This window comes from Leptospira ognonensis (assembly GCF_004770745.1).
Lineage (GTDB): Bacteria > Spirochaetota > Leptospiria > Leptospirales > Leptospiraceae > Leptospira_A > Leptospira_A ognonensis.
Genome location: NZ_RQGD01000046.1, coordinates 254,359 through 279,535 on the forward strand (window position 1 = coordinate 254,359; position 25,177 = coordinate 279,535).

At 39.8% G+C, this 25,177-nt stretch carries 21 protein-coding genes and 1 pseudogene; 10 read left to right on the forward strand and 12 right to left on the reverse strand.

Features of this window, described 5'->3' with window-relative positions; translation table 11 throughout:
- Positions 1–9: 9 nt before the first annotated feature.
- A complete protein-coding gene (locus EHQ58_RS17390) occupies positions 10–1,518 on the reverse strand; it encodes an ATP-binding cassette domain-containing protein (RefSeq protein WP_135625267.1) in 1,509 nt (502 codons plus the stop codon).
- 217 nt (positions 1,519–1,735) lie between these two features.
- Here EHQ58_RS17390 and EHQ58_RS17395 point away from each other — a divergent pair, with 217 nt between their 5' ends.
- Positions 1,736–2,425, forward strand: coding sequence for a TetR/AcrR family transcriptional regulator (locus EHQ58_RS17395; protein WP_135625268.1), 690 nt, complete (start codon positions 1,736–1,738; stop codon positions 2,423–2,425).
- Between the two features lie 2 nt (positions 2,426–2,427).
- On the opposite strand, the gene EHQ58_RS17400 is transcribed toward EHQ58_RS17395, so the two are convergent.
- Together EHQ58_RS17400 and EHQ58_RS17405 are read right to left on the reverse strand one after the other, a co-directional pair.
- A complete protein-coding gene (locus EHQ58_RS17400) occupies positions 2,428–3,630 on the reverse strand; it encodes a serine hydrolase domain-containing protein (RefSeq protein ID WP_167883674.1) in 1,203 nt (400 codons plus the stop codon).
- 72 nt (positions 3,631–3,702) lie between these two features.
- Positions 3,703–4,168: pseudogene (locus tag EHQ58_RS17405) on the reverse strand (RNHCP domain-containing protein); the annotation flags it as partial.
- Between the two features lie 310 nt (positions 4,169–4,478).
- Here EHQ58_RS17405 and EHQ58_RS17410 point away from each other — a divergent pair.
- Positions 4,479–5,663 (forward strand): helix-turn-helix domain-containing protein, encoded by a 1,185-nt coding sequence (locus EHQ58_RS17410; RefSeq protein ID WP_135625274.1) that lies wholly within the window; start codon positions 4,479–4,481, stop codon positions 5,661–5,663.
- Positions 5,664–5,763: 100 nt separating this feature from the next.
- Positions 5,764–9,024, forward strand: a complete 3,261-nt coding sequence (locus EHQ58_RS17415) for an FAD-dependent monooxygenase (RefSeq protein WP_135625275.1) — start codon at positions 5,764–5,766, stop codon at positions 9,022–9,024.
- A gap of 16 nt (positions 9,025–9,040) precedes the next feature.
- Here EHQ58_RS17415 and EHQ58_RS17420 read toward each other — a convergent pair whose 3' ends face one another.
- Complete coding sequence (locus EHQ58_RS17420; RefSeq protein ID WP_135625277.1) at positions 9,041–9,793, reverse strand: SDR family NAD(P)-dependent oxidoreductase; 753 nt, start codon at positions 9,791–9,793, stop codon at positions 9,041–9,043.
- Between the two features lie 242 nt (positions 9,794–10,035).
- On the opposite strand from EHQ58_RS17420, the gene EHQ58_RS17425 reads away from it, so the two are divergent.
- Positions 10,036–11,265 (forward strand): hypothetical protein, encoded by a 1,230-nt coding sequence (locus EHQ58_RS17425; protein ID WP_135625278.1) that lies wholly within the window; start codon positions 10,036–10,038, stop codon positions 11,263–11,265.
- Positions 11,266–11,330: 65 nt separating this feature from the next.
- On the opposite strand, the gene EHQ58_RS18805 is transcribed toward EHQ58_RS17425, so the two are convergent.
- The 5 genes from EHQ58_RS18805 to EHQ58_RS17445 form a co-directional block, all read right to left on the reverse strand.
- On the reverse strand, positions 11,331–11,471 hold the full coding sequence (locus EHQ58_RS18805) for a VOC family protein (RefSeq protein WP_167883675.1): 141 nt from the start codon (positions 11,469–11,471) through the stop codon (positions 11,331–11,333).
- An 81-nt stretch (positions 11,472–11,552) separates the two neighbouring features.
- Positions 11,553–12,821, reverse strand: a complete 1,269-nt coding sequence (locus tag EHQ58_RS17430) for a WG repeat-containing protein (protein WP_135625280.1) — start codon at positions 12,819–12,821, stop codon at positions 11,553–11,555.
- A gap of 64 nt (positions 12,822–12,885) precedes the next feature.
- Positions 12,886–13,221, reverse strand: coding sequence for a DUF3817 domain-containing protein (locus EHQ58_RS17435; RefSeq protein WP_246047423.1), 336 nt, complete (start codon positions 13,219–13,221; stop codon positions 12,886–12,888).
- A gap of 9 nt (positions 13,222–13,230) precedes the next feature.
- Positions 13,231–13,857, reverse strand: a complete 627-nt coding sequence (locus tag EHQ58_RS17440) for a CDGSH iron-sulfur domain-containing protein (protein ID WP_135625282.1) — start codon at positions 13,855–13,857, stop codon at positions 13,231–13,233.
- 80 nt (positions 13,858–13,937) lie between these two features.
- A complete protein-coding gene (locus EHQ58_RS17445; RefSeq protein WP_135625283.1) occupies positions 13,938–14,585 on the reverse strand; it encodes a DAPG hydrolase family protein in 648 nt (215 codons plus the stop codon).
- A 115-nt stretch (positions 14,586–14,700) separates the two neighbouring features.
- Between EHQ58_RS17445 and EHQ58_RS17450 the strand changes: the two genes are divergently transcribed.
- Positions 14,701–15,375 carry a TetR/AcrR family transcriptional regulator gene (locus EHQ58_RS17450; RefSeq protein ID WP_135625285.1) on the forward strand — a complete coding sequence of 225 codons (675 nt, stop codon included), beginning with the start codon at positions 14,701–14,703 and terminating at the stop codon, positions 15,373–15,375.
- Positions 15,376–15,536: 161 nt separating this feature from the next.
- Positions 15,537–17,318, forward strand: a complete 1,782-nt coding sequence (locus tag EHQ58_RS17455) for a serine hydrolase domain-containing protein (protein ID WP_135625287.1) — start codon at positions 15,537–15,539, stop codon at positions 17,316–17,318.
- A 23-nt stretch (positions 17,319–17,341) separates the two neighbouring features.
- On the opposite strand, the gene EHQ58_RS17460 is transcribed toward EHQ58_RS17455, so the two are convergent.
- The gene (locus EHQ58_RS17460) at positions 17,342–17,569 is read right to left on the reverse strand and encodes a DUF2798 domain-containing protein (RefSeq protein ID WP_135625289.1); all 228 of its coding nucleotides are present in this window, start codon (positions 17,567–17,569) and stop codon (positions 17,342–17,344) included.
- A 244-nt stretch (positions 17,570–17,813) separates the two neighbouring features.
- On the opposite strand from EHQ58_RS17460, the gene EHQ58_RS17465 reads away from it, so the two are divergent.
- On the forward strand, positions 17,814–18,632 hold the full coding sequence (locus EHQ58_RS17465) for a hypothetical protein (RefSeq protein ID WP_135625291.1): 819 nt from the start codon (positions 17,814–17,816) through the stop codon (positions 18,630–18,632).
- A 62-nt stretch (positions 18,633–18,694) separates the two neighbouring features.
- Here the strand turns inward: EHQ58_RS17465 and EHQ58_RS17470 are convergent, their stop codons facing one another.
- Positions 18,695–19,108: a DUF1801 domain-containing protein gene (locus tag EHQ58_RS17470; protein ID WP_135625293.1), complete on the reverse strand. Its 414-nt coding sequence runs from the start codon at positions 19,106–19,108 to the stop codon at positions 18,695–18,697.
- A 407-nt stretch (positions 19,109–19,515) separates the two neighbouring features.
- Between EHQ58_RS17470 and EHQ58_RS17475 the strand changes: the two genes are divergently transcribed.
- Together EHQ58_RS17475 and EHQ58_RS17480 are read left to right on the forward strand one after the other, a co-directional pair.
- Positions 19,516–20,667 (forward strand): NHL repeat-containing protein, encoded by a 1,152-nt coding sequence (locus EHQ58_RS17475; protein WP_135625295.1) that lies wholly within the window; start codon positions 19,516–19,518, stop codon positions 20,665–20,667.
- A 116-nt stretch (positions 20,668–20,783) separates the two neighbouring features.
- On the forward strand, positions 20,784–21,710 hold the full coding sequence (locus EHQ58_RS17480; RefSeq protein WP_135625297.1) for an SDR family NAD(P)-dependent oxidoreductase: 927 nt from the start codon (positions 20,784–20,786) through the stop codon (positions 21,708–21,710).
- A 9-nt stretch (positions 21,711–21,719) separates the two neighbouring features.
- On the opposite strand, the gene EHQ58_RS17485 is transcribed toward EHQ58_RS17480, so the two are convergent.
- Positions 21,720–23,321: a glycerol-3-phosphate dehydrogenase/oxidase gene (locus EHQ58_RS17485; protein WP_210412843.1), complete on the reverse strand. Its 1,602-nt coding sequence runs from the start codon at positions 23,319–23,321 to the stop codon at positions 21,720–21,722.
- Between the two features lie 529 nt (positions 23,322–23,850).
- On the opposite strand from EHQ58_RS17485, the gene EHQ58_RS17490 reads away from it, so the two are divergent.
- On the forward strand, positions 23,851–25,158 hold the full coding sequence (locus tag EHQ58_RS17490) for an Lcl C-terminal domain-containing protein (RefSeq protein WP_167883676.1): 1,308 nt from the start codon (positions 23,851–23,853) through the stop codon (positions 25,156–25,158).
- Positions 25,159–25,177 lie beyond the last annotated feature (19 nt).

Here is a 25,177-nt window from a genome sequence, read left to right on the forward strand (position 1 = left end):
AAATAAATCTTATCTTTGTACTAATTCGGAGATGCCGTCTGTCATCTCAATGTGCCAGCGCGTTTTCGTCGTATTCTGGACGAAAGATGAATCATGACTAACAACCAAAAGACAACCTTCAAATTCGTTTAATGCTTTCTCTAAACAATGAATCGAAGGTAAATCCAAATGATTAGTGGGTTCATCCATGATGATAATAGATGGATTTTCTAACAGGCCGAGACCGAACATAAGTTTGCGTTTCTCTCCCGAGCTTGGAGAGTGAGAATGAAAGATCCTATTCGGATCGGAGCCTAGTCTATCCACAATCGAAAAAAGTTCACCGCGTTTCTTACTCGATAAAAGTTGGATTTTTGACTCCACTTGATTCCAATCCTGTGAATGAGTTTCTTGAGGGATATACAGAATTTGGTGATGGGAGAGGCTTAATTGTTTATAGAGTTTTAGAACTAAGCTAGTTTTCCCAGCCCCATTATCACCCGTTATCCCGATTTTGTCGTCTGGAGTTAAAATGAGATCTGGAAGATTTAGCGAACGGTTTGTATTTAAGAAAAAAGTTTGTGCTGGTGCCAAAAGAATTGTATCACGGAGAAGCTTTTCGCCCTGAAATTGAAATCCCCCGATTTTTTGTTTTTGAAAATAATAACGATCAGTTTCTAGCTTTATACGTTCTGTTTTCAATTGCAGCTGTTTTAATTTTCGGGCTCCTATTTTATCTTTTCCACTAATGCGCGCTAAATCAATTTTTGCCTTCTTATCGTGATCATGTTTATCGATATGTCTTTTTGATAAATGATCTTTATGTTTATTCATTTTTTCTGCAAGTTGTTTTGTATTTTCCGATGCCGTTTTATATTTCTTCCGTTTGATATCATAATCTTTCGCTTTTCTGGTCTCTTCCAATTCTTCCTGTATGATAGCAGAATCATAATTGCCAATTCGATAGGATACAGAACCCGTTTTCATAAAGATACATGCGGAGCAAAGTGCATTTAGAAAATCTCTATCATGACTTATTAATATTCCGATTCCCTTATGATATTTTAAAGAATGAAGGAGTAGATTTTTTGCAAACAAATCCAAATGATTCGTAGGTTCATCTAACACTAAAATATCATGTTCCTTCCAAAGTGCAATCCCCACTTGCAGTCTTTTTTTCTCTCCATAACTCAAATGATCCCATATATCAAGCCAATTGTTTTCTATTTTTAGTAAAGAACATAACTCACCTGATTTTGAGTCTGCGCAGTATAAGAATTCTTCCGCATCGTCAGGTATCTGATCATTTTCCTGTGTACAATAGAAGGCATTCGTAGGAGTGAGGCCAGTGATTTGACCTTTTGTAGGAGAAAGGAATCCTGTTGCGAGTTTTGCAATGGTCGATTTTCCAATGCCATTTGGGCCAATGATTCCGGTCCAACCAGGAGCAAAATGCATCTCTAAAGAATTTAAAAGATTATCTTCAGTAGGAGAATAAGAAAAATCAACACGATTGAATTTTAAATGATTTAATTTCATAAAAGCTCTCTTTATTTTGAATTTTTAGTTAACAAAATGTAGGTTAGAAAGAGAGTTTATGGATTAGTTAGTTGGATATAAATTCTCTTTCTGTTAAATTAATGCATTCATGGGATTGATTTCCTCGATTTATAAATTGCATGATAAATCTTTGTATCATCAAGTCAAATAAAATTTATAGAGTTTACACTAAAATTATATCTAACATAAGTGTTTCGTGGAACTGTTTAAAAAATATGCAGCGGTTAATCTAGAGAGTCATTCCGTAAGAGAAATTAAATTTGCCAGAGCAAGATACGGTGTCCTTAAGGCATTCGTAGATGAACTGCGGACTGTCAGTTACGAAGACATTCGAATCAAAGATTTATGTAGACGCGCAGAAATCTCAGAACCATCCTTTTATAATTATTTTCCTAAGAAGGAGCATCTTTTTTTATACTATATCGGATTATGGGGTGTTGACGTTCAGTTACACATGAAAGATTTACGACCAGGCCTGACTCGAATATATGAATTATTTCAATATACTGGCGATTATGCTTCCAAGAATGCAAATTTGTTAATGGAAATTATTGCATACCAAGCAAGGACTAATACGATCAAATCGGCCAAAGAAATCGCACCTCTCACAGCGGCAGAAAAACGAATTGTTTTTGGTAATGAACCGAACATTGATAGCTTTAGCGACCAAGGCCTGGGTCCTATCTTAAAAGAAAACATTCGAGAGGCCATACTCTCTGGAGAGTTACCCAAAACAACATCGGTTGATACCTTGCTTATGACGTTAGCTTCTGTTTTTTTTGGTCTTCCCGTTTTAATTTTACACGAACCTTCTACAAGTCTTTCCGGCTATTATAAGAAAGTTCTTCAATCCATACTTCCTCTTCCCAGCCGACGTAAAAAATAATATCATTCTATTGTTTTGTTCCTTTTTTCTGGATATGCTTTTATGAACGGAAGATCAATTTCATCCAGAAGTCGCTCGTCACTAACACCGGTTCTGTTAGTCATAAGGACGCTGGTTTTGGAAAGGCTTGGATACACCCGGATTTCACAATAGAAACCACCTCCACCTCCAGCATGTGCGAAGAAGGTCGTGCCATTCAGCTCACCTCTGTACCATCCCAAATTCACAGGAAACTTTTTTTGATTTGTGATAGGACCAAATAATTCGGGCGCATATTCAGAGAAGACTCCATTTGATTTTATGAAAGATTGTAAATATTTCGAAAAGCCTTTTGCGTTTCCGACTATACCACCGTAACCATCGCCATTTATATAATATTTACGAAAAGCACTCCAGCCTTCCTGACTTCCTGAAATGAACTGATCACGATCGATGAACCATCCTAATGCCGCATTCAGAATGCTAAACCTTTTGATATATCCTATGGCACTAAAGGGAGGTTCTAAAGATTCAAATCCAAGCAATTCACCTTCTTTCAGAGAGAGTTTGGAGATGATATTCTTTTGAATGTATTCTTGGTAGCTTAGTCCACTTACCCTTTCAATGACTTCACCAAGCAAAAGAAATCCAAGGTTGGAGTATTTAAATTTCTCGCCTGGTTCAGATTGCAATTTATTATTCTCCTTCAGAATTTTGTAGATGAATTCTGATTTGGAGAAACGGGAATGTTCCTCCTCTAGATGACTCCAGGAAAGTGGGATGGGATTTGAAAAACCTCCAGTGTGATTTAGTGTCTGTCTTATGCTGGGCGATTTTTCATAGGGAAGGTAATCTAGGTATTTACTTAGCGGATCATCCAGAGAAAGTTTTTTCTCTTTTGCAAGTTGTAGGATTGCAAGCGCAGTAAACGTTTTGGTGACTGAAAAACCAAGGAAACTAGTATTAGCAGATACGAATGTTGTATTTAAAATATCTGCTTTGCCTGCTTCAAAGGAAAGTATAGGATCTTCTGCCGAAGAAAACTGGTATTGAAGACCAGGAGCCTCACGATCCTCCACCATTTTTTGCAATTGCTTTCTCACTTCCGCGCTCGCCATACTTTCACTTGTTTCAGCAGAAATTGGCGAAACATGGAATCCATAAAAGGCAAAAAAGCTTATTTTTAAAAATTTCCCCGCTAGAATTTGAATTTGGTCCTTTCTCATAGCGTTAACCCTATCCGTATAGTTGATAAATATAATATTGCAAACATTAAAAATATAGTCAACTATAAAAATATCCGGTGTTTTCTCCACCGGACTTTTCTTCAAACAATCGGAAACTTGGCTTGGCCATTGCTTGGGCAGCAAGAGACACGAGCAAGGCTTCATTGTCATCAGGCCCAATTCGATTGGCATGGATCACACCACATCCCTTACAACGGTGCAATATCACCCATTCTCCCTTCCGAACCCAGATCGAAATGGCCTCCATTTTACTGCCGCACTCGGCGGACCGGTCTCCCGGAGAGGAGTCAATATGCAGACTTGTCAAACAGTTAGGACAATGGTTTCTCTGTTCGGTTCCATACCCTGGTGGGAAAATCATCTGTTTACATTCAACACATCGAAACTCAGTCGTATCGGAGCGAAAACGGAAAGACTTAGATTCGTTAGTTGCGTATGAGAAGGTTTCGTCTTCATCATCGAAACGTTTTTTCTTAGCGAATTTTTGGTTTTTAGATAGATCGTGTTCTCGTGACATACCCAGTTTTTGCGGCAAAACAAAAAAAGGAGACCAAAACAGTGGATGAGAGGGAAGAGACCGCCTATGCGTAGATAGCCGCCTCCTAATAAAATTTAGGCGGGTAATCCAAAACAAGTTCACCGTTTTGGCGGTCTAGACAATGGCCAGGTTTAACATACTAAGCCCAGGTTCAAAAGAAAGCCAAATCTTGTCAAGACAGAAGTAGATGTTTTGGTTAGAAAACCACTCCCAAGCAAAAGGAAATTTTTGAAGGCACCTCTCGAATTAGGATTTGTTTTTGAAAGGCTTGCTGTGAACTAAAGTGCAAATGTTGGAAACCTCAACACTTCCCTTTTATGAGCTTGTTTCTGCTTCCATAGCCCTAATCAGTTTTGGGGTTTCTATTTTTCTCGCATGCATTCTTTTTTCGATACCATCAAATTACAAAACAAATGTATATCTAGGTTTTACGCTCCTGATCGGATCAGCTGTCTTTTTGCTGCGACTTCTGGTTGTAACAAAATCTAACTTAGCCATTTACGCGCCATTCTTTGTATTTCCTTCTGCTTACCTCATTGGTCCTTTACTATTCTTTTATACTCGTGCCATTTTGTTTAAGAGGGATGCATCTAAAACGGAATTGTTTCGGTATTCGCTTCCTTCGTTGCTTTCATTTCTAGTTTTTCTTTCGCTCCATCAACTGTATCCAGAATTCCGGGATATAAACGCTATCAGCAAACAAGAACATGTTGTTGGATTTTATACTACGATGATCCTGATCTCGATCATGGCGTATATCTCCTACTTTTGTATTATATCAATGAGATATATTTTTCTTTATCAGAAAGAATTGGAAAATGAGTTTTCTCAAAATGTAAAGGGACGATTGCTCTGGCTCAAATCATTGATCGGAATCAATCTTCTCAATATTTGCGCTTATTTTAGTTTGAGTATTTTATTTTTTACAGGTCAACTAGTCATCCCGCCTTTAACACCGATTGAAAGTTTCATCAATTTAGGAATGATCTATCTGATCCTATATTACCTAATCAAAAAACCTGATGTGATAACCCTACAATATCTCGAAGAAAATCTAAAGTCTCTTCCAAAGGATTTACTAATAAAAAAGTCAGATAGCAAATACAGCAAACAGAGTCTAGCGCTTGATGAAAGAAAAAGTATCATTGTCAAAATCAAACAGGAAATGTCAGAAAGGAAACCGTATTTAGAAGAAAGCATCTCCCTAAAAGATCTTTCCGACAGAACTGGAATTCCTGCCCATCACCTTTCCATGTCCATCAATGCCGAGCTCGGCCAAAATTTCTTTCAGTTCATCAATTCCTATCGTATCGAAGAAGCTTGCTTGCTATTGGCAAAACCAGAATTTCAAAATCAGAATGTATTGAATGTTGGCCTACTTGCTGGCTTCCAATCAAAGGCTGCATTCAATAAAGCATTTAAAGCCGCTACCGGTAAAACTCCAACAGAGTATCGCTTAGCCTTGCGAGCTTAATGCATTTTTTTTCGTCCATCCTTCCAAGGTGAGTCGATGGACACCTTTCTCTCTGCTATCCTAGAAGGATGATCGAAGCCTTGTGCTTCACGGAGAGAAAATGAATATAGAGTTAAAAAAAAAGATTCGTATATCACAAATTTTATTAACACTTGGGGCTTTTGAATTTTTTGGTCCCATCCTCAGGGATACAAACAGTTCGCACTTATTGAATCCTGAATGGGTAGGACATGCTCGCTTTCATCTGATGTGGTGCATCGCTCTTTGGGGATCGTTAGGAATCTATAGTTTAATTTTGATATGGCGAAAAACGACTGCTGATACTGGAAATCTTTATACCGTGATTTACCTTCAATTCCTAAATGCTCTAGCTTTTTGGACAAGTACACTACTGAGTGATTTTTTTGGGGGAGATATATTTGATGCAAAAATTCATACGAGTATCGGAGCAATCAATGAAAACATTTTGGTATTCACTCTCCTATCTCTATTTTTACTTTTTAACTTCTGGCTTCTAAAACGTAAAATTGATCCATTTCTCAAAGATAAAATTTCTACAAGAGAATCGAATCAATCCAAGCACGAGACACAAGTTTTAATCAGCGGAGCGGGTCCCGCGGGAATGATTGCTGCGATTTATTTATCGAAGCTTGGGATCAAAAATATTCTCATAGAAAGGAGGGGAGAGATCCAGAGCCATCCCAAAGCACATGAACTTAGCGCAAGATCCTTGGAAATCCTTAGAACCTTGGGTATTCCTGTTGAGGATTTGATAAAGGAAGCTTCTGATTCGGAAACTGCCTCTCGGATTTTATTTTGCAACACAATCAATGATGAAATCGGTAGGATAGACCTAAACAAGGAGGAGATCAGAAAAAAGTATAACTTTCATCTAGAGTCCCAAACTCCTTTTTTGAATCTCTCACAAACAGAACTAGAGAGGGTACTTCGAAAGTATCTATCAAAAATAAGTTTAACAACCATTTTACTAGAACATCAATGGATTTCGGCTCTAGAAAAAGATGGAAATGTGCATTCCGAAATTTTAGATCGCAAAACGGGCGATACGTTAGAAATTAAGAGCAAGTACTTAATTTGCGCAGACGGAGCAAGATCCGATGCTCGTGCTCACTTGGGAATCAATATGTCTGGGCCGGAAAGAATCCAAGATGTGGTGAATGCCTATTTTACTAACGACATGACATCCATTGTCAAAACCAAGGCAAAGTTATATTGGATTTTCAATCCGCAGGCGCCCGGTGTATTCATTGCACACCATCCAAAAAAAAGATGGGTCTATCACCATGCTGTAGAAACACGCTCTCAAAAGATAGAATCCTTTGATGAAGAATACTTTCAGAAAAAAATGAGAATCGCCATGGGTCTAAAAGACGATTTCAAATTTAAGATCGAATCCATCAGCAACTGGCGTATGTCTGCACAAATTGCAGATCGATTTAGAAAAGGAAATATCTTTCTGATTGGAGATGCTGCACATCGATTTCCACCTACTGGAGGACTCGGAATGAATTCTGGAATTGGAGATGCACAAAACCTATCTTGGAAAATTGCCTCGGTTTTGAAAGGAGAAGGGAAGGAGTCTTTGCTGGAGACATATGAAGCAGAAAGAATGCCCATTTTGAAAGAGAACTGTAAACAGAGCTTAAAAAATTGGAAGAAAATACTAGAGATACCGAAATCATTGGGACTCAGTCCTTTCCTCGGTAAAATGATGGATCGATTTCTTCATGGAAGAATTGTTAGGTGGCTTCCCAAAGACTGGATTTCAAATTTTGATGAAGCCATTCGAAAAGACGCCACCGCAAAACTCGTAAAAAACAAACTCAATCCAAAAAATATGCTGAAGGCAGCCAGAGCGATTGCCAATCAAATCGGACATTTTGATCGGATTGGTCTCGATCTCGGCTATCGCTACCAGTCGTCTCAGCCTTCATCGGATATCCATCCAGAATCATCGGTGTCCATCTATCGTGCCTCAACTGCTATCGGTGCCAGGTTTCCTCATTTCTGGTTAGACGAGAATAAAAAAATTTCGAGTCACTCTCTGCTTTCACCAACTCAATTTACACTCTTGGTTTTTAAAAATTCGGTTCACTTGAAATTTTGGGAGTCTCTCAAAAGCGAAGATGGGATGCAAATGAATTTCGAAATACAGACCATTCCCGAACTCTCGGAAACTGCGAGACTTACCATCGACATTGGAACGGACGGAGCGTTACTTTTGCGGCCAGATGGTCATGTGGCGTGGAAGATAAAAAATGTTTTGGACGACAATCAAGTAAGATCTGAGTTTTTAGAAGTGACGCATTCGATTTTGGATCCGAAGCTTTCGAGAACATCTCAAGTTGAAAAAATCAGAAAAGGAAAAATAAAAATGTTAACGTTATCGATTCTAATTTTGTTGCCCATTCTACTTTTTACGATTTATCTTTTCCGACCATTGACTCATAAACCTGCTCCCGCAACATTTAAAGCGCTAAGTCTTTCCGAAGGTAGGTTTGAATCTTTTGTTGCGAAACCGTCCCATATTTATGGAATGGGGTTGGTTTATTCGAAACACATCATTGAAACAGCTGCCTCTTTTGATCCAGCCATTCCTCCACCCATTTTCAAAAAAGAAATTCAATCCTTAAATCAAAATGCAGAGGGTGTCGTTCTCCCAGAAGGTAAGATTCTTTATGATGCCATTATGGCCTTTGAACCAGAATTAAAGGAGAACGAGTCTTTAACAAATTTAAACCTTTTGCCTTTGCTTGACTACGAAGTGGAATTAGCATTTGTCATCTTAAAGGATATCGAAAAGGCAGATTTAGAAAAACCTGAATTTGCACCTCAGCTTGGTTATTTTATTGCCAACGATCTTTCTGCGAGGTCCCTTGCCGTGTTTGGTGAGGGAAAAAGGAATAAAGCAGAATACTGGGGAGTTTCTAAAAGTTTCAAAGGCTTTTTACCGATCTCTAAAAAGATGTGGATTCCAAATGTCCATCTAACAAACAGCTTACCCGATATCAAACTGGAAACCTATGTGAATGGAAATCTTCGCCAAAGTGAAAATACAGTCAATATGATCTACACACCAAAGGAGATGTTACGTTTTATACAAAATAAATATCCTGATGCCAAATTAAAAAAAGGAGATATCGTAATCACGGGAACTCCAGGCGGAGTCGCACTTTCGACACCGAAAGCGTTGGCGAGGCTGTTTGATTTATTGAATTTGAGTCGTTTTACAAAACTCAAATTACTCTTAAAAAAAGAAAACCCTCGTTTTTTACAAATCGGCGACGAGGTGTTAGTAAGGGGTGTGGGTCTCGGTGAAGTTAAAGTGATAATAAGGTGAAACAAGTAAAACGAGCCTAACTTCTCGTTCCACCATCGACTCGGTATACCGAACCAGTGATAAAACTTGATTCGTCTGACGCAAGAAAGGCGATTAAATTTGCGACTTCTATTGGATTTCCGAGTCGTCCCATGGGGATATTTTTTTCCATGCTTTCTTTCCCTTTTTCACCTGCTACTTGTAAAATGGCGGTTTCTGTCCAACCAGGGCAGACGGCATTGATTCTTACGCCAAATCTTGCCACTTCCAGGGCACCCGTTGTCGAAAGCTCGATTACCCCTGCTTTCGCAACGCAGTAGGGACCAAGAGAGGGCGAAGCGCCGAGTCCGGCTATAGAAGCAATATTGATAATAGAACCACCTTTTCTGTCGGCAAGCATCTGTTTGGTGGCATATTTTTGACACCAGAAAACGCTCGTAAGATCTATTAGTATCAATCGGTTCCAAGTATCCGTCGTTACCTTGTGCATAAACGTTGGTTTATTCGCAATGCCCGCATTGTTTACCATGATATCGATCCTACGATCTAGGGATTTTGGTTGGTTGGTGAGAGAGATGATTTGATCTTCTTCCGATACGTCACAGAGAAAAAACTCGGCTTCACCACCTTCCGTTTTGATCTGTTTGACTACGTTATGTCCTTCCTCTTCATTGATGTCGGAGACGATGACGTAGGCTCCCTTTCGGGCGAGCAATAGGGAAGTCTCTTTCCCGATTCCAAGTGCGGCACCCGTTACGATAGCGGTTTTATTGATTAGAATTTGATCCATATTGGTTTTTGTAACAATGGAAAAAGAAAAATGCAATGAAAATATTCGAACAAGCTAACATTAATAAGCTATATCTACGAGTAGAAATAGATCCCAGAATACATACTTTTTTGATTGATAAATGGAAATACGTTATTATACTTTATATCGATGTTAATTTTTTGGTTCATTTAAAATTAAAAATTATGAGTGCGTCCGATCGACAGATTTCATTACTAACTTTTTTAAGGGTGATCCATTAAATGAAAAATCTTAAATCTAATCTTGAATTTGCTTCTTTGATATTAACTTTTGCGCTCATACCCATTCTCTTTTTTTCTCTTTTCGTGCAAATTCCAGTTTTAGCGAATGTGTTCCAATACGAGGTAGAGTTAGCAAACATAGAGCAACTAACAACGAATGAAGAGGATGAAATATGTTTAGGAGAACCTTGTAATTATAGTTCTAAAATAAATTTCGATCATCACAAAATATTCATAGCGAGTTCAAGTTTTCAATTTTCGAAAAGTGTTTGGGTATATTATCAAATCATAGAAACGAAAAAAGTGTTTGTTGATTATTCTTTCTTTCTTTGGTCTTATCTTTATTTTGATCTCATCGCTTGCATTTACTTGATCACATTTTATTTTTATATGAAGGGTGAAAAGAGAAAAGAAAGTATAAATAATCCGAAAAAAGGTGAGGATGTAAAGCTCAGTTTCCCAAAAAATGCGGAAGAGAAAGTTGAAGCTGTTCTATTGCCCTCGGATTCTTTTCGATTCGTTTTTCTTCTTGGGTTTCTCCAATTTTTTGTTTGTGGGATCGCTGCCTATTTTTTCGCAAAAATTAGCTCACATACACACTGGATATTTTTAATATCGTTCCTTTTGCCATTTCTAACTGGAATTGCTCTCTATTTTTCGGTGAAAAAAAGTATAGCATTTCTGCTTTCTTCTCTTCTCTGTCTTGCTCCCGCTGCGACTGGAAAGGATATACTCTATATTGATCATCTCTTATTTCCAAATGATGTAAATCATGAGATGAAAGAGAAAGTTTATAATTTAGAAGAAGGTCTCATTAATAAGAACTTTACGGGAGCTTATGTATCTATTATTTCCAGTGGTTCAAAAAGTAAATCAAAGACCTATACCTATCATTTTGTTGCTCCTTACCAAACAAAAGGCGAACCATTCGTTCAATGGATTGTGTTAAAACAAGAATGGATGGAAGACCAAACTAAATTTGATCTATTTTGGCAAGCGTGGAAACAGGAACGACTTGCCGTCCAAATATACGATGAAGATTATATGTATGCGATACAGAAGGCAGGTGAGCGATACCAGTTGGATCTAAGCTCGGGAGTTGCGCTTCTAAAACCGATTCTATCTGTGGGAGCAGAAATTTCCGGGACAATTGGCAAAGTGCTTTGGACAAATGGGATTGCGTTGATTGTTTGGATCTCTATAGGACTCATCCGCATCTATCTTCGCTAAATGGAGCAGAATCCGTCTTTATTCTCTTGCATTAATGCCAATGGAACTAGTTCAAAAGAAAAATCTTATTTACTAAATCCGACTTGGTTAACTTTAAAACCACCAGCTTCCTGAAATGATTTTAATACGAGGCCTACTCGATCCGTCCAAAAGGAAAGGCTTCCTACCGGATCATTCACATACAATGCTACATATCCAACTTTCATTTTTTACCTCTGAAATCCCGATCGAACAGAAAAAACGATGACACCTAAGGTTGTGCATGTGACCATTCTCCGAACAAAATTCTATTTTGCTATCCATACCAATCCTTCCGTAAAATTGCCTGTCATACAATTTGGTGGGTGGACGGATGCTCCAAAACACGGAGGGAAATCTTTTTGTATTGCTTGGGTCAAATCTTTCGTATAGTAATAGCGACTGATATAGGTATGTTCATATTTTTCTGGAATCGGCTGTAATTGAAACGTGATTTTTAAGAAGTCTCCATCATCATACCGTACGTCAAAGATCTTCGTATTCTTGGCTACATCCAAAGTTTTTCGATTTCCTTTCCGATCGATGATACCTTCCTCTGTTGGTTCGAGTCCTAACTTATTTTTTTCATCCCTGCCTACAAGTAAGTAGCCAGACCTTCCCAGTGATCTTGCTTTTTTAAATGATAGATCCAAGGCATTTTTTCCTTGTTTGTCGATTAAGTATTTTGTAAATGCGTTAGCGGGAAGGAATTGTCTTGCTTTGTATGTTTCGTCAACAACTGCCAGACCCGCATAAAAATCTTCTGCCTGTCGAAATTTTAACGGGATAACTTCTTTGCCCGTTTTGTCAATATATCCCCAAAGTCCTGAGGGCTCTTCCTCTTGAATCAACTCACAATCATTATATGGGCTTGGTTCGGTGATCTGAACTCTGGCAAGCCCTTCACTAAAATTTCCAACGATCGTATATTTAGGTGGAATGATCCAAGTATCATTGGTATCTTTAAATCCCCATTTTCCGTCTTTACAGGAGGCTAACAGGCCTTCAGCGTATCTACCAGGGCCTGCCAGATAAGAATACAATCCGTTACTATAGATTAATTTAAAGCCTTTGGTTAAATAATATTTATCATATCTTTTCGATACTTGTTTGAATTTGAATTTTGTAGTCGCTACTTCTGCAACGCCATTTCGAAAAACCGTAGCATTGTAAAAGGATGGCTTCACAACCCACTCTCCTTTTTGGTCTATATACCCCCAATTTTTTTCAGACAATTCATTATTGTCTTCGACAGGAGCAAGTATTGGATCATCTGAAAAAGGCTCGGCATCTTTAAATTGAAACGGGATTACTACCTCTCCTTTGCGATTGATGTAGCCCCAAAGACCATTTTTTTTGACAGGCGCCAAACCATGCTTAAATTGACCCGCACCTTCAAATTGAGATTCGAGAACCATTTTGCCCAAAAAGTCCATAAATCCAAAGGAATACTTTGGCTCTTCTTGACTAATGGCGTTTACAAAAATAGAAATGCAGGACTGAACAGAAAAAACGGCAAGAATGATGATTCGTTTCATATCTCTTCCTTAAAAATGAAGTGGTACTGGGTTACTCTCTAAAAAAATAAAGTCTCAATATAGATTACTTTAAATTGTTTTCATAAAGTCGTTTCCACTCTACGAATATAAATCCGAAAGGTAGATTGGACAAAAGAAAGAGTAGGACAAACTTTGCCCAGCTCCAGTCCCATCTATCTTTTTCCTGGAAGAGCAAAACGACATAAAGGATAAAGAGCAGTCCATGAAGCATGCCTATATACCTCACGAAGATAGGTATACCGTAGATATATTTAAGCGGCATGGCAAGAAAAAGCAAAATCAGAAAGGAGGAACCTTCTACAATTCCAAGGATACGAACTCGATTAAGGGATGCTGGCATATCACCAAAATCAATGTTCGCCTCATGAAGGCAATGCAAACTTTCCTTCTAAGACTTAAAGCCGATCTTAGCATGGCTTCCATCACAATAAGGCTTGTTAGATGATGCACCGCAACGGCAAAATGCAGTTTGTGTTACCTTATTGATCGTTTTCCCTGTTCCCGTCACAACTTCAAGATTTCCCTTTAGTAGGAGCGGTCCATTTTCTGCCGGAGTCACTGTCAGCTTACCATTGCGCAGGCTGAGAGGCGAAAATTCTTTTAAGGGAGCTTCTCCCGTTGCTTGAAACTGGGTCGCAGTATGGCTACCATCGCAAAATGGTTTGTTCCCAGAAGCACCGCATCGACAGAGAGTGGCTCGTAACATTTCACCTTGGCCGGTAATTATGGCATCGGCTCTAAGTGCTAAGGGGCCATTTTCCCTTATGCGCACAGTGTTGACGATAGGTGGCTTCTCATCGGCGACACCATCATGTCGCTCATAGCGAATGGCACCTGATGGGCAATTGAGAGCAAGCATGGCAACTTCGTCTGGGGTGGCGCGGTCGGGATATATCCATTCTCCTTCTACATTTGGAACAAAAACGTCTGGTCGATCGAGTACGCAGCTACGCGAGTGGATGCATTTTTTCGCATCAAAGAGAATGGTTACTTTTTTTCCTTTTACGACTTCCATGATTTGTCTCCCAACAGCGGTAGCTTTATTATTCGCTAATTTGAATCCTTGTTTGGATTAGGCAAGAAATTATAAAAAAGCTACTCCTTTTCCTTTAGATAGAGCTCTGGTAAAAAATTTTCAAACTGACCAACTTCCTCGATGTTATGTTTAATCCAAGCCAAGCCATGCTTTCTATCAAAAAAAAGGAATTCAAATAGAGGTCGAAGCAACTTAAAACTGAATCCCTTCCATCCAACAATCAGACAGTTTTCGTAAAGGGTCCCATTTTGTATGTTCTTGAATGAGTATTCCATCCTGGCAATAGGTAGAAATCCATAAAGCCGAGGATTATGAATGAAGCCAGAATCGTCTAATTTTTCAATGGGGCTTATCACATTAACTATGTATTTCTTTTGCCTGCCCAAATATTCAACAATACGCAGAATGGCTCCTTTTCCAACGGTTCCGTCTGGAAGTCGTTTTTCGTAACTTACATGCACGTGATCCTCGGGATGCCATACATGGTAGCGATTGAACGTATTGCCCTGAAAGTGGATATCACCTTCTAAATGTTTGAACCACCAAACGAGCATTTCCGTAGTAACACCTTTCAAAGGATCATGTTGAATCCAATATTTTACTCTACCATCATTTAGGACCTCTCGGCCAGAGCGAGCTGAGGAGACTTTTTTAGGTAACCAAGAAATATTTAATTTTGGCAGTAAGGCTAAGTTGACTTTTTTCATTATTTCTAGTATAGTAGAAACTATACCTCCTGGTTTTTGGTATAGCGTTTACTATACTGCGTCTACTATTTTTTTATTATTGGGAGGAAATATTTTAGGGAAGAGTATTGTGAGAATGAAATTAACTCAGAAATTGCTTCAGATCGAATTCGAAGCTTACAAAAATCCGAAGTCCGATAAGGAGTTTGATATCCTGAAAGCGGGAGAAGCGGTATTTGCGGACTTTGGGTATGAGGGGTCTACCACATTCCAACTCGCACAAAAGGCTGGTGTTACGGAAAGAACCTTATTCAAATACTTTCCTACGAAATTTGATCTATATAAGCGGATATTAGCTGGTCTACTTTTTGCGACGATTCTACCAGAACATATGTCAGATTTAAAAAAAAGACTTCAATCCATAGAGTCAAATTTCAAGACATGGTATATTTCGACTCTTACCGCAAGATACGAAGCAGTGGTAAAAGAACCAAATAAGATAAAGTTGCTGTTAGGTGCAATTTTGTTCTCTCAAGAATTTTCAGAAATTTTTGGAAAACTTTGGAAAACAAATCTGTACGAGCCGTCTCTAGAAGCAATCCGCTTTTTTCAAAAAAGGGGGGACTTGCGAGAGGATATCAAACCGGAGCAGATCGTTCGGGCTTCGTTTAGTTTAGGTGCCAGTTTTTTAATTACGAAAACGATACTTGCGCCCAAGCATCCAATCGATCCATCGGAGGAAATTTCAGCATTGTTCGAAATTTTTTACGGAGGAATCAAATCGAGAGGGAAGGATACTTCCTCAAGTTAGCCAATTCTATTAAAGAAAAAATGTGGGAGTCACTTACAAGTAAGACAGAGCTTGCCTAGAAGATAGGTTTCTTTTGGTAGCGTTCACTCCCTTCTACGTAAATCTTCAATGCATTCTGCATTTGACGCTTGCGTTTCTAGTTCTCCCTTTAACGTGGTGACATGACAATTTTTCGACATCTTTTGCAATGGTTGCCATTCTGCATTGGCTTTCTATTTATGATGCACTGCCATTCCACGTTCCAAAGAAAGGATAACAGTGGTATAGAAATTATTTCTCAAGAAGAAATAGAAATCCTATCAAAGATTCAAGACCTACAAAACTCAGGCATTCATTCCTTGTCCTACATGTATCTATTAGGCGATGGTAAAATTCGTTCGGGTCAGATTGGAGGTAAAGGAAAGGAAGAGATCCAGAGATTTAAAATTGGTAGCATCACCAAACTTTTTACTGGGATTGCCATCTTACAGCTAAAAGATGCGGGAAAACTAAAGTTAGATGATACCGTTTCGAAATGGCTCCCTGAAATCAATGAATTAGAAGAGAGAGATAAAAAATATAGAAAGATCAGTCTTCGAGATCTTTTGACCCACCAGTCCGGGTTGCCCTCCGATCTTGCTGCTGGTTTTTTTCTTCCTCCAAGTTCCACAGAGGAGGAAGTACTTTCTGCCTTCAGAGACCTCCCGAGTCAGTTAAAGGGTGTTAAGCGAAATGAACCAGGAAAAGTACATTCCTATTCGAATTTGGCATTTGGTCTTTTAGGTAGTGTCATAGAAAGGGTTTCGAAGTCGAGCATTGAAGATTATTTTCAAAAACAGATACTAACAAAAGCAGGTATGAAACACACTACCTTACTCGAAAGAAATGAGGGTTCAGAACTTGTTCCGGGATACCAAGGGATTTTTTGGAAAACTAAAACAGAAAACCCAGCTATCCGCGATCTCACGGCAGGTTCTCTGTCTACGACAGGGGAAGACATGGGTCTTTTCTTAAGGGCATTTTTCAGAAGTAAAAAAGGGGAAGGCCTGCTTTCAAAAAGTTCTTTCGAAGAATTTCATCGAATCCAAATGGGACCAAGATCCAATTTTGAGATGAAAATAGGTCTTCCTGTAATTCTCGAAAGGTTTGAAGCAAAGGGAAGGCCTGTGTGGATCGCAGGACACTCTGGATCTTTACCGCCTTACTTTGCAGATTTAATGTATGATCCGGAAACAGAGAGTGCCTCCTTTCTCGCGGGCAATACCTTGGGTCTAGCAACAGGAAAAATCCGTCCGACTAACAAAGAAATTTTAAAACTGACATACAAACAAAAAACGGGATCTGCTTTGCAATCTCCATCGATACCAAATAGGGAGAAACAAAATGAGATCAGAGATTTTTCCGGATTGTATGTGTCACCACTCGGTATCCATGAATTAAAAAAGGGTGATAAACCTACCTTAAGTCTTTACGATATAGATTTTGATTTAGTCCCAAAGGACAATCGGCACGCATTGGAGCTAAATTTATTTTTTGGTTTGATCCCTTTCAAGGATCCATTTTTAGAAAGCCTACGCGTTGAATGGGAAACTTGGGAGGGTGAAAAAATCTTTACTTTGTTATCCGAAGAGATTCCGAAGGGAAGTCTTGGGATTGCTACACAATTTCAGCCAGACCCTTACTCTCCTGATTCCGATTTTTATGGAACTTACCAATCCAGTGATCCTTACGCGATCATTCCTAAAATCAGATTGAATCGCGACAAACGTGGGTTTTCCGCAATCACCATTACGTATGCTTTAGGTGGAATGGAAAATCAAATCACTCTTCCGTGTAAACTTGAAACACCGGATCAATTGAGAATCCATGGGTATGGAAGGAATCTAGGCGAGCAACTGGAACTGAGTGTCAAAAATGGAAAACAATTCGTCCAGTATTCAGGAATCACGTTTGAGAAAAAATAAAAGAATCATTCCTAGTCGATTCATCACTCGACGATCATGGTGACTAGCCTGCGAGCGATCGGTGCGACTACAAGGATGGCAGGAAACGCAATCGGCCATACACGCAAGAATGCCTGCAGCCAACGAGAGACAAAGTTCGCATCGATGCCTGTTAATATGGCTGTCAGCACGCCTGACATGAATAAGCCCATCAAAAAGGACATAATGACTGCAAAAACAATTGGGGTATATTTTTTGGGTATCTTTCTCATACTGCCAGCCGAATTTTTAAGGTTTTGCTTTCGAGAAATTTATTCTGTGTTTTGTTTTTTCTGAATTTTCTTGGTTAAATCTCTGATTTTTGCTACAAAGTCTCCGCTTTATTAGTTGGCCTTAAAGGGAGATTGCCTTTCCTGTGTTCTTTTTTGGAAGATAAAAAAATTTCTGTTATATGCTCACCAAACCTCGTTGACTCCCATGGGAATAGGTGATTCGTTGTTAGAATTAGGAGTTTATATGAAAACAGGCAGATTGGCTTTATTATTTTTATTGGTCTCAACAGTGGGTTGTCCAAAACCGAAAGAAGATACTTCACTTACGGACGCATTATTACTCAGTACTCTAACATCGAGTAGATCGACGACTTCTTCTGCTGCTACAATCACATCAGTGACGCCTACAACCTTTTATGTTGGATCTACGGTCACGATCAAAGGCACAAATTTGACCGGAAAAACGGTGTCTATATTTAATGGAGGCACTTCAAACACGCTATCCACCTCTGTTGTTTCCCAAACGGATACTGAAGTAAAGCTGAGAATCACAAATAGTACTACCGCAAATTCTTCCATTTCAGGTTCGATTGGGATAGCCGTTAACGGAACTCTTGCCAATACAGGCAGTACGATATACTCATTCGTGACGTCTTTAACTTCCGGATTATCGAGTGCCATTGGGGAAGTGAATGTGACAACAATTTCGACCACGAACTCTAATAGTAGCGGTCTCACTTTTTCAGTTAGCCCCTCCTTGCCATCGGGACTTTCTTTAAATACATCTACTGGAACGATTTCTGGAATCGCAACAACTTCGACGGGAAACTCTGCAGTAACCTATACGTTAACAGGAACGAATACGGATCAAACTGTTGGAGGAACTGTTTCAGGAACGCTCTCTCTCACCATTGTTACGAATACACAAAGAACCGCAAGAACATGTAACTCAGTTGGTACAGCGGCAGGCTGCTCAGCTTCTTTTCCTTTCTCTTGCACGAATATCAGTACTTGTACTTCCAGCTATAGTAGCTGTGTAGCGAACTCAGGCTGTGGATTCTAAAGGAAATTAGATAGTTCGAAATTGTATCGTGCCTTTATTTAACAAATCAGGCACGATACAAACTAACGAACCTTTTTTTTCTTATGGATGCTCTCATCCACAGCCAATGCGTTTTTTATAAATCCCTCTAAAAGTTTTTCGTCTATTTCCTTTATGGTATGGAATGTGAGACAATAGACCTGTTTGCGATTTTCCCTTTCCAGAAGTTTTTTATCATCCTCAAGCAAATACCCTTCACAAAAGCCAAACTGCACGCCTGACTTCGGTCCTGGTTTGATGGAAGCAGGCCAAATAAAACAGACACGTGAATTTTGGAAGTAGTATAACACGGAATAGGAGATGCGTTCTTCCAAACTATCGAACTTGCCTAGAATCTTTTGCAATTTGGAAACAATAGCGAGCTCTGTTTCCGTGATCCTCTGGAAGAAGAGTTCACGTTTTTTTATATCTTCGACTATTTTTTTTTCTGAAGGCATGGATATAGTTGGTTACCAAAAATAAACTTAATCTAGATTTTGGATACGATTCTTTTCTTCAAGAGATTTGCGATCTGAATGTACTGCGCGCGATGCCATATGTTCCGATGAAAGCTAGGTCGAAAAAAAAAGAAAGGTTTTCGGTTTTCATAAGGCGGAGGATACTTTAGGTGCATGCCTGGTACCAACGTTAGCTTTCGTTGACTTATATTAAGATCCCAGAGAGTATCGCTCTTTGTCTATGGAACGCACGTTTGTTTGGCGGGTTTCTGCACATTTCTCGCTAGGTTGTATTTCATGAGACTTAAATTTATTTTTTTCAAAATAGAATCTCCGAGAAACAGGTTGACTATTCTCCTTGCTAACCTTTCATAAGAAGATCAAAATCCTATGTTGAGGCATCGCAGATGAAAAGGCGAATTCAGTTTACGATCGTGTTTATTTCCATTTTTCTGTTTATGTGTAACCCAAAGAAAACTGAAGATTCTTCCTCTTTATTATTATTCTTTTTACTTTCTAACACTGCAAATACGAGTGCAGCCACTACTACTTCTACTGTTACATCCTCCGCAGTAGTTTCTACCTTTGCCGGACTCTCAGGAAGTTCCGGAACAACGGATGGAACTGGTAGCGACGCTCGATTCCGTTTTCCTTATTCTATTACGATGGATGCAGGCGGAAGTTTTTACGTAACAGATAATGGAAATTATACGATTCGAAAAATTACAAGTACGGGAGTTGTGACGACATTTGCGGGAACAGCAGGATCATCTGGTACGACAGATGCAACGGGAGGCGCAGCCAGGTTCTACGATCCCGAGGGCATTTCTGTGGACTCAAGTGGGAATCTTTACGTGTCTGATAATTTAAAATACACAATTCGAAAGATTACAAGCTCAGGTGTGGTTACCACATTTGTCGGAAGCTTAGATAATGTCGGAACAACAGATGGAACTGGAACAGCGGCTCGATTTTATTCTCCTCGTTCTCTCGCGATTGATTCCAACGGGAATCTATTTCTTGCAGATTCAGGAAATCACAATATCCGGAAAATCACATCTGCAGGAGTTGTCACAACCTATGCGGGAACGACTGCGAGTAGTGGAAGCACGGACGACTCATCTCTTGCTTCAAAATTTTTTGAGCCCAACGGGATTGCCGTAGACTCAAACGGGAATGTCTATGTTGCAGATACATCCAACAGCACCATCAGGAAGATTTCGAGTACGGGGATTGTATCCACACTTGCGGGCCTAGCTGGCAGCAGAGGAACAACCGACGGAGCTGGTTCAGAAGCAAGGTTTAGTTGGCCACAAGGCCTCACAGTAGATAGCAGTGGTAATGTATTTGTAGCGGATACGTATAACCATACGATTCGAAAAATCACAAGCGCGGGTGTTGTTACGACGGTTGCAGGCACGGCAGGTACCTCCGGTACGACAGATGGAGTGGGAGCAACAGCTAAGTTTTCGTTTCCAAGAGGCATTACGCTGGACGGTAGTGGAAATTTATTGATCGCTGATTCTTCAAATGGGAGCATTCGGAAAATCGTTTTTTAGAAACCGAAACAATTGGTTCCGGTGGAGATTTTGCTAGAGATTGTGATTTTAAAGTAAAGTCTCAGGATCGCGATCCATTCCTGTCTAATAGAGAAACTATTTTTCAGGAGAAATGAATGTCATTACTATCCATATTAAAACCCAAAGGAAAAACCGGGTTTGGTTCTAGTTCCACGGCAGAAGATGTATCGCAAGGTATCGATTTAAAAGGAAAAACCTATTTGCTCACAGGGTCCAATTCTGGAATTGGAAAAGAAACCTTGCGCGTGTTATGCCTTCGCGGAGCAAAAGTGGTGGCACTTGCCAGAACCAAAGAGAAGGCCATGGAAGTGATCAAAGAAGTAGGAAATGCGGAGAGTGTAGGTATTGCCTGCGAGCTTTCCGATCCTAAGAGTATCAGCGATGCGATACTTGAAATTCAAAAAGGAAAATGGCAGTTTGATGGTATCATCGCCAATGCGGGGATCATGGCGCTTCCAAAGTTAGAGAAAGGCCATGGATACGAATTGCAATTTTTCACAAACCACATTGGACATTTTTATCTTGTCACTCGCATTCTCGGGCAATTGAAAGACGATGGGAGAGTTGTGATCTTGAGTAGCTCTGCACACAGCATGGCGCCGAAAGCTACGATTGAGTTTGATAATTTAGATGGATCAAAATCTTACACAGCATGGAAAGCGTATGGACAATCTAAGATGGCAAACCTGCTTTTTGCAAAAGAACTTAATAAAAGATTTCAAGGCACAAAGAAGACTGCCTTTGCCGTTCATCCTGGTGTGATATCTACGAACTTAGGAAGACATATGCCGAAGATCGCAAGTGTCGTATTTGCTCTGATCGAGCCACTTTTCTTAAAATCGATTCCTGAAGGTGCCGCAACACAAGTGTTCTGTGCCGTTCATCCCAAGGCACTAGAATTTAGCGGTAGTTTTATGGCAGATTCCAATCCTAAATCCCCGAGATCAGATGCGGAAAATATGGAGATAGCGAAAAAACTCTGGGATGTATCCGAGGATATTCTTAAAAAATTAGGCGTTTAATTTATTAGATTAACTGCCAAAGTATTCTTTCATTTTTGCTTTGGCATCCTTTCCAAAAAGAATTTCACAGGCCTCCACGAGTCCAGGAGACTTGCGAATGGATTCTTTCTTTTCAACCAATGCTACCTTTGACCTTCTGCGTAAAAAATCTTCAAGCTTGACCACCATCTCTCTTTTTGCTGCATAATGAATTTCGCAACGGATGTACTCTGTGCCTTGGATTAAAACTTCTGCCTGAGTCTTATCTTCTCGGATGCTCTCTAACATACCAATCGCATTCGAACCATAACGTCTCCAGAGCCTTTGCGTGAGTGGTTCCACGGAAGTTCGAGAAGTTAAGGAATCAAGATCCATTAGTTTTGCTTGGTGTAAAAATTCCTTAAGTACGGTTTGGTCCGGTTCTCCATACCATTTCATTTGAGGATACGGCATTTGAATCCCGAGGTTCGAAACTTCATCTACGATTTCGTCGCCTACATTCAGACAGTCCGTAAGTTTTCCACCAAAAATGCTGATATGTTTTAGATTCGAAATAACTTCTACTTCATGTTTTCTTGAAAGTTGTACCCAGTCTTTGTTTCCGCTAGAGTTTCCCTTGACAACTAACGGACGTACTCCGCAGCGTTCAGCAATGATGTCTTTATTCGTAAGTGGTTTTTTTAAATTTAATCTTTTATTGATATTAGAGAGTACAAAATGTCTATCTTCTTCCGTCACCTTAGGCTCTGGATGGTCGACTTTCGTATCGGTTGTGCCGATGCAGGTCTTCGAGCCCATAGGCAATACGAAAAATAAACGTCCGTCATCTGCGAAGAAGGCAAGGACTCTTTGTTTGGAACTGATTTGGTCGACAATCAAATGTATGCCTTTTGAAAAAACATGGTGGTGTTCTGTTTTCACACCAGACCTTTGGTTGAGTTCATCTGCCCAAGGACCACATGTGTTGATGAGAACTTTACTTTTTACAGAAAATGTTTTTCCAGAAATTTCATCTTTAACCTTTGTGACCCAAAGCTCACCATCTTTTTTTGAACCTGAGGCGCTGAGGTAATTGGCAGCAATGCATCCATAGTTTAACGCATTGCGGATAAAGTTAAAAACGAAACGCGCATCGTTATCATGGAGAAAGGCATCCGAATATTCAAACCCACCCGCAGCATTTTTAACATTGATGACAGGTTCTTCCCTGCCAATCGCACTGCGTGTGAGGAAACGGGGGGTCTTTGTAAAAAAACTACCAATCACCCAATAAAACCAAGTGCCAAGCCAAATAAACCAAACAGGGAAGCGAAAGCCTTTTTCAATCGTGGTGAAAAAACGAATTTCCTGCACGGCGGAAGGGTAACTTTTCATAAGATGGTTTCGAGATTTACAGAGTTTTCGGACAAGAGGGAATTCTAGACTCTCAAGGTATTTGATGCCTCCCCAGGCTAAGTTGGAGGACTCTTGGCTCGTCCCAGACGCAAAGTCACCTTTGTCGATAAGAGCTACTTTTACACCTCTGCTGGCCAAAGATGCCGAAGAGACAGCCCCATTGATACCACCCCCCAAGATCAATACATCAAATGTCTGGTTTTGGAGTTTTTCAATATTGGTTTGTCTAAGTTTCATCATGGCACCTCAGGGAATGCGATCTCTCTTAGTTTTCTTTCCCTCCTAGAAAATCAAGAAAGAATGCAACGAGACAAGCCCATTAAAATCGAAGGTCCGATATGGGAACTCATTGTTTTGAGATCGAAAATATTTGGAGTTAATTTATTGATTAAATATAAGTATATTATAAAAAAATAAATTATATGTTGCGAATTGCAACTTAGACATTTATAAAATTAGTCTGTGAGTCAAAACAACTTTAATACATGTTAATCCATATATGGTAAAAGTGTGACGAAAACTATTTTCTCGATAATTTCTGACAAGCAGTCACTTTTGAAACATTTAAATGACTTGCAAATATGGGACCAAATCCTATAATTTTTATAAAGGTTTCTGATATATGAATTCTACGAGGAGAAAGATTCTTTTTTTAGTCTGTATGTATCAGTGTATTTATTTTTCAAATTGCCAGCGTCTGCAGCTAAACAATCCGAAAGATCCCAAATCAGCAAGCTATCTCCTACAACAAAGTTTTGATCGGCTTATGACCAACAATAGAGCAAGCTCTGGCGTTGTCACAGCTACGAATGAGGCTACGGCATCTGAAAATGTACCATCATCCTTGACCGTAACTGCAAGCCGTACGTCTCGTTCAGTTTTAGGATATACAGAATCCGTTTCTCTCACCGCATCAGAGTCCTCGGCTACGATCTACTATACTTCTGATGGTTCAAGCCCAAGTTCAAATTCCACTAAATACACGCAGCCGTTATTTCCTTCAAAAGATTTTGTTGGAAAGACGTTAAAAGTAGTAGCGGTATCGGCGAGCGGAGTTGTCGGAACCATCACGGAACTGAACTATTTTTATCCCGTCCTCCGAACGGAACAAAATGTTTGTTATGACAATGCAACGAATGTTGTAACATGTAATTCCGTAACGCATGCAGGCCAAGATGGCTTGGTCCAAGCAGGAAAATCACAATCTTATAACGGACCAATATCGCATACGACGTATCCCTCCGACATTTACACCTTCGATAACAATACCGGACTTACTTGGCAAACCTGTATTAATGGCAGGTCGGGGCTCTCCTGTACGGGGTCAGATGCCTCGGCTACTTGGGCATCTGCACAAACGAATTGTTCTGCGCTGGACACCAACAATGCTGGTGCAGGTTATGCGGGAGTTACGGGATGGAGGCTACCGACTATGAAGGAGTTGTTTACTTTGCTGAGGCAGGAAAGTTCGGCAAACTCGATTTCCACCGCCAATTTCCCGGCACCACAACCATCATACGCTTTAACTTCTACCCTCTATCCGCCGGATACAGCGAATAGCATCTATATGATTGGTTTTATAAATCAAGTAGCTACAAACAATACCAAAGGAACAGCGCAAGCCTACCGCTGTGTTTCAGGACCTTCCCTCCCAGCTTCCTCCTTTACTGATACAGGAAGTGGGTACCTCACTGACTCGACATCGGGCCTATCCTGGACCAAATGTTTTCCTGGGGAGACACTTCCAAATTGTTCGGGAGCGGCAACTTCCCAAGTATGGTCAACTGCGATCTCTTATTGTTCGAATCTATCTCTCGGAGGCAAAACCTGGCGTCTTCCCAATGCAAATGAACTCGTAGGTCTGATAGATCCCTCTGCTGCTTCGGCACCTTACATTAAGAATGCGTCGTTATTTTCTCCCAATTTAAATGGAAAGACGATTTATTCTTCTAGTACTTTTGTGAACGGATGTTGCGTAAATTCGGTCGTAGGATTGACCACGACTACAGGCACCATCGACAACAGCATTTCAAAGGTTACGAGTTATTATACCTTATGCGTTTCTGGTCCTTAACGGAACTGAGTACTCCCTT